General features: G+C 36.2%; 5 protein-coding genes. 3 read left to right on the top strand and 2 right to left on the bottom strand.

The genetic code is table 11. The features are described from left to right. The first annotated feature begins 82 nt into the window (after nucleotides 1-82). The 3 genes from BM183_RS01570 to BM183_RS01560 all read left to right on the top strand — a co-directional run bounded on the left by BM183_RS01570 (nucleotide 83) and on the right by BM183_RS01560 (nucleotide 11180). A complete protein-coding gene (locus tag BM183_RS01570; RefSeq protein ID WP_091683931.1) occupies nucleotides 83-2176 on the top strand; it encodes a hypothetical protein in 2094 nt (697 codons plus the stop codon). An 815-nt stretch (nucleotides 2177-2991) separates the two neighbouring features. Continuing rightward, nucleotides 2992-8874, top strand: a complete 5883-nt coding sequence (locus tag BM183_RS01565) for a CehA/McbA family metallohydrolase (RefSeq protein WP_091683929.1) — start codon at nucleotides 2992-2994, stop codon at nucleotides 8872-8874. A gap of 275 nt (nucleotides 8875-9149) precedes the next feature. Further along, a complete protein-coding gene (locus BM183_RS01560) occupies nucleotides 9150-11180 on the top strand; it encodes a hypothetical protein (protein ID WP_091683927.1) in 2031 nt (676 codons plus the stop codon). Between the two features lie 124 nt (nucleotides 11181-11304). Here the strand turns inward: BM183_RS01560 and BM183_RS01555 are convergent, their stop codons facing one another. Continuing rightward, nucleotides 11305-11736 (bottom strand): Hsp20/alpha crystallin family protein, encoded by a 432-nt coding sequence (locus BM183_RS01555; protein WP_091683925.1) that lies wholly within the window; start codon nucleotides 11734-11736, stop codon nucleotides 11305-11307. A gap of 287 nt (nucleotides 11737-12023) precedes the next feature. Then, on the bottom strand, nucleotides 12024-12683 hold the full coding sequence (locus BM183_RS01550) for a potassium channel family protein (RefSeq protein ID WP_091683923.1): 660 nt from the start codon (nucleotides 12681-12683) through the stop codon (nucleotides 12024-12026). Nucleotides 12684-12708: the final 25 nt, after the last annotated feature.

Here is a 12708-nt window from a genome sequence, read left to right as displayed (position 1 = left end):
TCTTGTAGATAAAGGTTTATGTAACTAAGGAGTCATAAATTTCTAATTATAATACTTTAAATATAGATTTGGAGGCTTAAACATGAATAAGAAAAAGAAACATCTGGTGAAGACTTTTTCACTGTTATTAGGATTTTTCGTTTTGTGTGGCGGCATAAGCATTGCAGTATATGCCACCGGTGGAAATAATACAAAAATCGATGAGAAGTTAAATATAAATAAAGAGGCAGTTGCTGATGAGAACGCTGAAATAAGCAAAGATGAAACTGTTTATGTTATTGCCGGTGCCAATGGTACTGCAAAAAAGATTATAGTCAGCGAATGGATTAAAAATGCCATTGCCAGCGAGAAGATTCAGGACGAAACAGAACTTGAAAATGTCATTAACATCAAAGGTGATGAATCCTATACTACAGAGGGGGATAACATTCATGTATGGGACGCACAAGGTAATGATATCTATTACCGGGGCAATATTAAAAAAGAACTGCCTGTAAATATTGATATCAGTTATAAGTTAGATGGCAGTGCTATCTCAGCTGAGGAACTGGAAGGAAAAAGCGGTAAAGTAACAATCCGTTTTGACTATACGAATAATCAATATGAAATGATGAATATAGACGGTAAACAGGAAAAGATGTATGTACCTTTTTCCGTACTTACCGGTATGGTACTTAACAATGATAATTTCAGAAATATTGAAGTTACTAATGGAAGATTGATGAATGATGGTGACCGTACCGTCATTGCAGGAATTGCTTTCCCGGGTCTTTCCGATAATCTGAATTTGAAAAAGGACACTTTTGAGATTCCTGATAATGTGGAAATTACTGCGGATGTTACTGACTTTGAAATGGCTGCAACCATAAGCATAGTTACAAATGAACTGTTCCATAACGTGGATTTGGATAATGTAGACAGCCTGGATGACTTATCCGGCTCTTTGGATGAATTAACGGATGCCATGAATCAGCTTATTGATGGATCTTTCGAACTTTATGATGGATTGTCTACTTTGCTTGATAAATCCGGTGAAATGGTTGATGGAATCAACCAGCTTACTACAGGAGCAAAGAAGCTGTCTGAAGGAACCGGAGAGCTTGGGGATGGTGCCGCAAAATTACAGGATGGTGCCGCAAAACTAGCTAGTGGACTTGACACTTTGTCTTCCAATAACACCACTCTGAATGCCGGAGCAAAGCAGGTATTTGAATCTTTACTTTCCATGGCAGATTCACAGTTGGCCGATGCAGGGCTTACTGTAAAAAAACTTACTATAGATAACTATAGCACGGTTTTGAATGGCGTTATGTCTTCATTGGATGGAAAAACCGTCTATAATATGGCATACAACAAGGCATACAGTCAGGTAGAGTCAGCCGTACGTGCACAGGAAGCTGCCATAAGTTCTAAAGTAGAAGCAGCAGTTCGGGAAAAAGTTTTGGAAGGTGTACTTAAAGCCATAGGTCAACCAATGACTGCAAAAGAATATGAAGCAGCAGTCAAAGGGGGAAAGCTTTCTGGTGAGACACAAGCAAAAATCACAGGAGCAGTGGAAAAGCAAATGTCTTCTTCAGAAATTAAGGATGAGATTGCTAAAAATACAAAATTACAGATTAAGAATTTAACAGATGAAAAAATGAAATCCAATGAAGTAAAATCACAGATTACTAAGGCGGTAGAAAGTGCCAAGTCAGGAGCATCCGGAATTGCTGCACTTAAAACACAGCTGGACAGCTACAATCAGTTCTACCAGGGTCTGCTGGCTTATACAGACGGTGTGGCAGAAGCAAGCTCCGGTGCGAAAGAACTAAAGAACGGGACAGAATCTCTGAAAAAAGGTACAGACGGACTGAAAGACGGAGCGAAAGAACTATATGCCGGCCTTAATACGTTAAAAGAGGGCAGCAATGCACTGGTAGACGGTGTGACACAGCTAAAGGACGGAGCTAAGAAGCTTTCCGACGGACTGAAAGAGTTTAATGAGCAGGGCGTGGAGAAACTGATAGATGCTGTTGACGGAGATTTGAACGGCCTGATTAACAGGTTACGTGCCACTGGGGAAATCTCCAGAGACTATAAGTCATTTGCAGGTATCAGCCAGGACATGGATGGCAGTGTAAGATTTATTTACAAAACCGATGCCATTGAAACATCTCATAACGAGACCAAATAAACGGATAATATAAATGAGTGGAGTTTTTAAGAAAAATATCCGGGAAGAATAGAATATAGATTATTAAATTGAAAGCGCTTGGCATATGTCAGGCGCTTTCGAATTTATAATTGAATAAGTCAGGTCCTTCATAAAGTATTACTCAGTAGAAAAAAATAGCTAGATTGTGAATATACGAATAAATTCTCATTTTATAGGTTTTGTATATTGAATTATAATTTTATAATTATCAATTAAAACCCCATAGATATTTAAGTTTTATTCTGCTCAGTTATTGGTATCAAGTAGAATATAAACTAAAGTATGAATAAAAACATAATATTGTTAGTTAATATACATAAGAAATGTGATAATACAATCATATTTACTAAAAATGTTAAAAAAACAACAAATTGATTTTAAAAATGTTTTGAGAATAACAAAAATCTATTGATTTTTATGGACGAATATGGTAATATGAATAAAACAAATTAATTTTACATCCCCCTTTTATCAATAAGATTTTTATACAAAAGAGAGATAGGAATAAAACGAAAACTATAATTTTTTAATTATAGTTCTTTTTTACTTGATTCATTTGTATAAGAAGTATTAGGTAGTATTGATAGAATACTATCATGATAAAAGGGGTCATTCCCATAGAGGGCGTGACTTATTCAGTTACGCTCTTTTTTTATTTAAATTAATCTAAACAGTTTCATCTTAAGTACTAACATTAGGAGGCAAAATGAATTGCAAGATGTGTTGGGGGATGCGTCAAAGCATTTCGAGCCGCTTCCTGATGTTTTACTATATAATGTAAGGAGGATAAGCAAATGAAAAGCATGAACAAAGTGAAACGTAAGTGGATTGCGCAAATTCTTGCTGTAGTAATGGTATTATCTACATTATTTACAGCTGCAACTCCACAAAATGTTTTAGCAGAAGGTTCCCCGGTAACATTGGAGACGGAAACTTCTGCTGCCGTAACAGACAGCAAGATTACCGCTAATGTATCAGATGGAAGCGAAATAACAATTTCTACTCCCATAGAATTAGATACTACGGCAACTGTTACAGGTGCTGCAATTAGTTTTAAAGTAAATGATGGACCTGAAAAAGAATATGATAAACCATTTACTTTAGAAGAGAACGGTGTAAGCAGCGAAGATGACAGTGCAACTGTTACGGCATACACTTATTCCACAGAAGATGAAAGTATTAGAAGTTCCAATACTATATTTACATACACTATTAAAGAAGAATCAGCCAATAAACAGTTAGTGGGAGCAGCGGAAGATTTATTCTTCTCAGAGTATATCGAGGGCAGCAGTAATAATAAGGCAATAGAGATATACAATGGAACAGGCGCGGATGTAAATTTATCCGGCTATTCTGTTATCCTTTATGCTAATGGCGCAACAGCACCAACTAATACAGCTAATCTAAATGGTATACTGGGAAATGGTAAAACTTATGTAATATATAATTCCAGTTCAGTTCAGGCAATAAAGAATGTAGGACATTTGGCTTCTGCAGTTGCTAATTATAACGGTGATGATGCATTGGAATTACGTAAAAACAATGTTCTGATAGATATTATCGGTGAGGTTGGAGTCCGCCTTAACGATTATGCAGATAAAACCCTGGTTCGTAAATCAAACATTATAAAAGGAAGCACTATTTTTTCCTTTAGTGAATGGGATACATATCCAATAGATACATTTACTTATCTAGGTTCCCATACCATGGATGGCGGTACAGGCAGCAATGACGTCGCAGCGGTAATAGGTCATCCAGCCAGTGGAAGTATGATATCAGAAACACAGGAAATAACCCTTTCCTGTCAAACTGAAGGAGCTTCCATTTTCTATCGATTTAGTGAAACGGATCCTTGGGTAACTTATTCTGATAAGATTACCTTAAATACCACGGATAAACAGATTACTATCTATGTAAAAGCAGAAGCAGATGGTAAAAACACTTATAATGGTACACTTACCTATACGATACAAAGTGAAAACGATATAGTTACAATAGCTACAGCCAGAGCAGGGAGTGAAGGAACAAATTATCTGGTTAAAGGTGTTGTTACTTTTGTAGACAGAAAGAGTGTATATATTCAAGATGCTACAGCTGGTATTGTTGCAAGGTTTGCAGCAGATCAGACATTCAAACAAGGTGATGAAATCGTTGTTTATGGTTCATTATCTACATATAACGGTCTTCTTCAATTAAATAATGCGGTATTGAATGGAAGTCCGGCAGCATCTGTATTACCGGAACCACAAGTAATAACCCTTGCAGAAGCAGTGGCTAATTCAGAAGAATATGAAACTGAATTAATCAGAATCAACAATGTTGTTCTTGGAGAAATCAATTCAGGCGGTAATACTGAGATTTCAGATGGCATTAATACAATGAATATTTATTTGATACCTGTACCAACTGTTGCTAAAAAGGGTGATACAGTTGATATAATTGCCATAATGTCACAGTTTACTACAACTGGAACCGGTGGTTATCAGCTTAGAGTGGTTAACCCATCTGACATCATATGGGTTAGCAGCCCTGCGGTAGCAGAAGTTACAGCAGCACCAAGCAGCGGTGAAGTAACAAGTGGGACAAAAATTACACTAGCATGTATAACAGAAGGGGCAACTATTTGGTATAAATTAAATGGGGGAACCCTTACAGAATATAAAGGGCCATTTGCAATTACCGAAAGAACCACTATTGAAGCTTATGCTAAGAAAGACGGAATACAAGGTATAACGAATACATTTACCTATACAATAGGCGATGGCAAAACCAGTATTGCAGAAGCAAGAGCTATCTTTGCCGATCCTAAGGTTCCGGATAAAAAAGTAACAGTAACCGGTGTTGTTACATTTATTGACGGTAACAATGTATTTATGCAGGATAATACTGCCGGAATAGATGCTTATTTCAGTGGAGGAATATCAAAGCCATCCGGTGTTGCAATTGGTAAAGAGCTGACGGTTACTGGTGAATTAATAGAATACAACGGCTTATTGGAAGTTACGAAAATGTCAGCAGCTAAAGTAGGAGAAACCAAGCCTCTTCCGGAACCCAAACTGGCAGATTTAAATAAGTTAGACGGGGCAGGTTTTGAAGCTTTAGAATCCCAGAGAGTACGTTTTGAGGGAGTCACCATTGGAACTATTAATACAAGTGGTGATACTCCAATTACATCTACTGAAGGTAAAACATTGAATATATATAAGATACCGGCAGTAGAGGGTATTGTTGCAGGGGATATTATTAATGTTATTGGAATTATTGGACAATTTAATAATTATCAATTAAGAGTAGCTGACAAAGCTCATGTCACGAAAGCTGCTGATAAATTTGGTCCTGTAATAAATACGGATAATTTGAAAGATGTTCAAAAGGGAAAAGACTATCGTGTAGTTGTAGTTGTTACTGACAGTACCGGTGTAAAAGAAGTTAAATTATCTTACATAGCGGATGGAGTAACAGCAAAAGAGGTAATCTTAACAGAAAAAGCAGCCGGACAATATGAATATACCATTCCGGCAGCGGAACTAACGGGCACGAAACTAATTCTTAACTTTACAGCAACCGATACGGTGGTACCGGCTAATGTAAGTAAGGTAAGCGTGGAAAAACCGATTGTTGATTTACCTCGGATACTCAGTGTATTACCTGCTGATGGTTCCAGTACAGGTGAAGACTTTAAACCTTCCATCATTGTTACTTTTGATAATGCAGGGGAAGCACCGGTTGTAGTTATGAAATTAGATTCCACTGTTATTAGCCCTGAGCTAACCAAATCAGAAGATGTATATACAGCAACTTATAATCCTCCTGCAAATCTTACAGAGGGAACCCACAAAGTTGAAATAAACATTACACGTAAAGATACAAAATCACTTACTTATACTTGGAGTTTCTATATAGGTAAACAGGAATATAACATTTACTTCGGACAGCTTCATGCCCATACGAATTTATCCGACGGTGCCGGTGAAGTGGAAGAGGCCTTTGAATATGCAGCAAAGAAAGCTAAAAACATAGACTTTTTAGCAATTACAGACCACTCTAACTGGCTTGAGGATGTTGCAGGTACCAATAATATTTCTGATGCCAGAAAGAGTACTAAATGGAATAGAGGAAAGAAAGCAGCGGCAGACATTACTAAAGAAGTAGATGATTTCGTAGGTATTTATGGATACGAAATGACTTGGTCGGGTGGAAGTATTGGACATATGAATACTTTTAATACACCTGGCTTTGAAAACCGTAATAATGCTCCATTTAAGACCACAACGGCTTTAAAGACATATTTTGAAGCATTAAAGACCCAACCTCAGTCAATGTCCATGTTTAATCATCCGGGAAAAACTTTTGGTGACTTTGGTGATTTCTCCTATTGGGATCCCGGCGTTGATAATCTGGTTAATTTAATTGAAGTTGGTAATGGAGAAGGCCCTGTTCGCGGAAGCGGATATTTCCCATCCTATGAGTACTATGTACGTGCTTTGGATAAGGGATGGCATATAGCTCCTGCTAACAACCAGGATAACCATAAAGGCAAATGGGGAGATGCCAATACGGCAAGAACCGTTGTATTAGCTTCAGAATTAACAGAAGAAGCAATTTATGATGCCGTACGGAACAAAAGAGTATATTCATCAGAAGATAACAACTTAAATATTGTCTATACCTTAAATAATAGTATTATGGGAAGTATCGTTAGTGACACGGAGGGACCGGTTAACATATCTGTGGATATTAGCGATCCGGATAAAGAAGCCATCGGTAAGGTAGAGGTAGTTGTAAACGGTGGAATGGTTGTAGATAGCAAAAATGTAACAACATATGATGAAACTGTAGAATTCACCATACCTTCCAACTATTCTTATTATTTTATTAGAATTATCCAACCGGATAAGGATATAGCAGTAACTGCTCCTGTATGGGTTGGCAATGTAGAAAAATGCGGTATTTCCAAATCTGAAGTTAATAAAGAACTATGTATGAAAGGTGAAGAAATTGAAATAACCACATCCTATTATAACAATGAGTCCCTGCCTTTAATAATTAATAAATTAGAGTATTCTATTGATGGAAAAGTGATTCAAACAGTAACTGGTTTAGAAGCTGTTCCATCCTTAGGTCAGGGAAAAGCTACCATTAAATATACCAGTCCTGTTGCAGGCAGTGTAAATATTGATGTGAAGTTATATGCAATTTTGGACGGAGTAGAAAAAGTATTTACAGATGTTGTGAAAATAGACTTCCAAGATCCTAGTATCGTAACAAAGGTTATTGTAGATGGTACCCATTTCAATGATTATGTATATGGATATTATTCAAATAACATGGGTAATTTAGTAAAAATTGCAGCGGAAGAAATGATTCAGGTACAAGTGGTTACAGATAAGATAACACCTGAAATGCTTACGGATGCAGGTATGTTGATTATATCAGTGCCGGCAAGATGGTCAGGGCATTATAACTATGAAAATAAACCTGTAGTAGTTTCACCATTTAGCGATGAATTTATTGCCATGGTTAAAGATTATGCAGATAAGGGCGGAAATGTAGTAATCTGCGGTATATCTGACAGAGAAGACAGATCCAGCGAAGTAGGAACACAAGCTTCTACCCAGATAAACAAATTATTAGCTGGTATCGGATCTACCACCAGAATTAACAGTGATGAAGGAACAGACTTTACAACCAATAGCGGTCAGGAATACAGATTACACTTTACAAACTTTAATATGAAATCTGAATTCTTAAATGGAGTGGTAGAAGGTCAAAAATACAGTATGTATAAAGGCTGCTCCGTAATCCTTGATCCTGCAGCAGTAGCATCAGGAAAAGTGCAATGGTTAGTAAAAGGCCACTCAACAACGGAAACCAAGAATATTACAAATTATGACGGAAATTATGTTCCCCAAACCAAAGGTAATGTGGTAGTATTAGCCAGTGAGCAATTAAATGGCGGAGGCTTCCTGCTTGTTGGCGGTTCCGTATTCATGTCTAATTTTGAGGTGCAGGCTGAATTAGATAACTTTGGTGATTTACAAAATTCAAACTATAATATTATGCTAAATGCATTACAGAAATCTAAAAAAGAAATCACCATTACACCAATAGCAGAAGCCCGCAAAGGAAAATTAGGTGAAGTATTTACTATAGAAGGCTATGTAACAGCAGGTACAGAAACCGGCAATGCATTCTTTGATACTATTTATATTCAGGATGCAACAGGCGGTATGGATATCTTCCCTATTAATGAACAGGGTATTAAATTAGGCCAAAAAGTCAGAGTTACAGGTACCTTAGCTGAATATGAAAACGACCTGGAATTAATGGTTATAAATGCTTCTGTAATAGATACTAATATTAATCTGATCGAACCGGAATTGGTAACTACAGCAGATGCTGCCAATTATGAAAAGACAGGCGGCAAATTAATTAAAGTTCATGGCAAAGTAACCAAAGTAGAAAGGGTAGAGGGTACAGTATCTTACTTTATAGTAGAAGATGAAAGCGGAGTTCCGATCCGAGTATTCATTAATGGATATATCTTAAGCTCAACTGGTGTGGATCCTACAACCAAACTTAATGAAGGTGATACCGTTACAGCAATCGGTTTATCTTCCATGGATACGGAAGGTGCTGTTGTCTTAAGATTCCACCTGTTATTATCACCCATATAGCGGAAGTACGTAAAGGTAAAGTTGATGAAGTATATACAATAGAAGGTTATATAACAGCAGGAACAAAAGCTGGTAATGCTTTTGCTGATACCATTTATGTTCAGGATGCAACTGGCGGTATTAGTGTAAATATCCTTCTTCTTGATAAGCTGGAAATCAAGCTTGGTCAAAAGGTAAGAATTACAGGCAAATTAAATATACATGAGAATGACCTGGTATTAACCGCTTCTAAAGAAGAAATAATCGATTCCGGTATTAACCTGAAAGAAGCGGAATTGGTAACTACAGCAGATGCTGCCAATTATGAAAAGACAGGCGGCAAATTAATCAAAGTTCATGGCAAAGTAACCAAAGTAGAAAGGGTAGAGGGTACAGTATCTCACTTTATGGTAGAAGATGAAAGCGGAGTTCCGATCCGAGTATTCATTAATGGATATATCTTAAGCTCAACTGGAGCGGACCCTACAACCAAACTTAATGAAGGTGATACCGTTACAGCAATCGGTTTATCTTCCATGGATACGGAAGGTGTTAGAATTCGTGTACGTGACCGTGCTGAAATTGTATTAGAGGATATTCCACCTGTTGTTATCACCCATATAGCGGAAGTACGTAAAGGTAAAGTTGATGAATTATATACCGTTGAAGGTTATATAACAGCAGGAACAAAAGCTGGTAATGCTTTTGCTGATATCATTTATGTTCAGGATGCAACTGGTGGTATTAGTGTAAATATCCTTCTTCTTGATAAGCTGGAAATCAAACTTGGTCAAAAGGTAAGAATTACAGGCAAATTAAATATATATGAGAATGACCTGGTATTAACCGCTTCTAAAAAAGAAATAATCGATTCCGGTATTAACCTGAAAGAAGCGGAATTGGTAACTACAGCAGATGCTGCCAATTATGTAAAGACAGGCGGCAAATTAATCAAAGTTCAAGGTAAAGTTACCAAAGTAGAAAAAGTAAAAGATGTTGTATCGTACTTTATAGTAAAGGATGACAGCGGTGTTTCTGTCAGAGTATTTATTGATGGATATATTTTAAGTTCCACCGGTAAGGATCAAACAACAAACCTTAAAGTAGGTGATATGGTTAAAGTAGTTGGTTTAGCTTCTATGGATAGGGAAGGTGCTAGAATCCGTGTACGTGACCGTGCTGAAATTACTATAACCAAACCAACGGACCCAACGGATCCGGGAGTTCCGCCTGTTAATCCATCAAGTGGAACAGGATCTGAAAGTAATGTTTCTGTAAAGCAAAACATTAGTGAAGATGGAACCAAACTTGAAATTATAACCACAAAAACATCCATAGACAGTAAAGGCAATCAAATACAAGACATTACGAAAGTAATTATGGATCGAAAGACCAACAAAATATTAGAGACCGTTAAAGAGACTAGAATAACAGACAGTAAAACCAGTTCTGTATTAAGAATGGTTGTTACAAAAGGTGAAAAGAAAGATGATATTAAGAGAGATATATTTATTGAAGCAGGTATCTCTGCATCTTCCATAAAAGACAATAAAGCCATGGTTACATTAAACATTCTTCCTGAATATATAATAGAACAGTTTAAGGCATTAGGCGGAAAAGTAAAAGTTAACGTATCTGTTGGAATGAATACTTCCAAATTAACTGCATTATTAAAAGAAAAGAACGTGAATGAAGTAATCATAACAATTCCAATTCCAGAAGAAATCACTTCCCAGGAAAAGATTATATTTAATGAAATTATCTTAGGAAAAGATGTAATCAATGAAGCCAGAAAGCAAAATAAAACAATCCGTGTTGTAATAACGGATGATAAGAAACAAGAAATCTATTCCATAACTTTTGATGGTAAAGCATTAGGTAAATCAAAAGAAGTATTAAAGGATGTAAATGTATTACTACAAATTCTGCAACCTAATAAACGAAATAAGATATTTAACTTAATTAACTCCACAATTCCTGATAATGCAAAACACAGAGGTCTGGTTCTGGAATTGAAAGAAAAAGGTGTTCTGCCTGTTACAGCAAAAGTTAGAGTATATGTTGGAAACCAAAAAGGATTTGAAGCTGGAGATAAAGAGTATATATACCTGTTTAATGAAAAGTCTCCAGTTGGTAAGAATAGTTATGACTTCCGATTGGAGGAAACAACTACTTCATCTGTAGTAATTGGTAAAGGCGGATTTATTGAAATTAATATTTCAAAGGGCGGTAGTTATGTGCTAATGCCGAAGAAAGCAAAACAATCTATCCTGGCTGTTAACACAAATAAAGCTGCTGATATTAAAAAAGACGCTAAGACAAAATAGTCTGTTGATTATAAAGGTCTACAGACAAACAAGTAATCCTTTCAGGGATTATATAAGTGTAAAAAGAAGAGGCTGCTGCAAGTTTGCAACAGCCCCTTCTTTAAGTGGTTTTTAAAGGTTTTCATTATTCAATAGGGATATATTTTTGCTCTTCTATATTATTCTGGCCTTTTTCTTTTGGAAATACAACGGATAAAATACCGTCTTTAAAGGAAGCTTTAAAATCTTCTTCTTTTAAGCTTTCACCTACATAAAAACTTCTTTGGCATTTACCGCTATAGCTTTCTTTGCGGATGTATTTACCATTTTCATCTTTTACTTCGGTAGCAGACTGTCTATCCGCAGATATTGTTAAATAACCGCTGTTTAATTGTGCCTGTATGTCTTCTTTCTTATAACCCGGCAGTTCAATTTCAAGTTGATAATCGTTTCCCAGGTCTTTTACATTAGTACTCATCCATCTGGAAGAAGATACGTTGAAAGCTGATGGGAAAGAAAACATATCATCGAAAATATTGTCTACAAATTTGTCATTAAAAAGTCTTGGTAATAACATATACATTCCTCCTTGAAAAATTTATTTATGAAGCTTATGTAATTATAAGCTTTATTATATTTGTTCTATATGTAATATAACACCTCTAATTAGCACTGTCAAGAGTTGAGTGCTAATTTCACAAAAAGTTCACAATTAATAGGAAAGGCTGCCCCAAACTATCATTTTGAGGGTAAATTCAGTATAACTGTATTTGCATTCTTAATGATAGTTTACGGCAACCTTTTAAAATTATGCATTCGAAATTATATTACAACCTCTGAAATACTTCGGTCAGGTATTATTCATTACCCGAATATTTCTTTTAATGCATCACGGCTTTTTTCATCAGTAAGTAGTAATATGTCATCATCCACTAATATCTGTGTATCTCCTTTGGGGATAATAACGGATTCATTACGTGTTACTGCTATAATAACGGTTTCCTTTGGAATGGATAGATCTTTTACGAATTCATTAGCTGCTTTTGCATGCTGGCCAACTTTAATTTGGATTATGGAATAATCTCCACGGCTAAGCTTCAACAATGTGAACATATTCTTTAAGTCCATTTCCTCTACAACAAGATGTGACATTATTTCTGCTTGATTTACATAGACGTCTACACCCATTCCATCATTGTATAACCAGGTATTCCTAGGATTATTTACTCTGGCAACTACTCGTGGTACTCCAAATTCCATTTTAGCCAGAGTGGAAACTACTAAATTAATTTCATCAGCACCGGAAACGGCTGCAACTACATCTGCATTTTCTATGCCAGCTTGCTTTAAGATTTCAGGATCAGAGCCACTGCCAAATATAATTGATTCTTTTGGTAATTCGTTTTCCAGTTTATAAACGATGTCTTCACGGTTATCAATAACTTTTATCTCATGACCATTTGATATTAATAAGGAAGCAAGGTAGGATCCCACTTGTCCTCCACCTATTATTATGACTTTCATCTTAACCTCGATTCTGGCGCTTTAG

It is taken from the genome of Anaerocolumna aminovalerica (assembly GCF_900115365.1).
Lineage (GTDB): Bacteria > Bacillota > Clostridia > Lachnospirales > Lachnospiraceae > Anaerocolumna > Anaerocolumna aminovalerica.
Note: the sequence above shows the minus strand (reverse complement) of the source record. Positions and strands in the feature narration are given on the sequence as shown.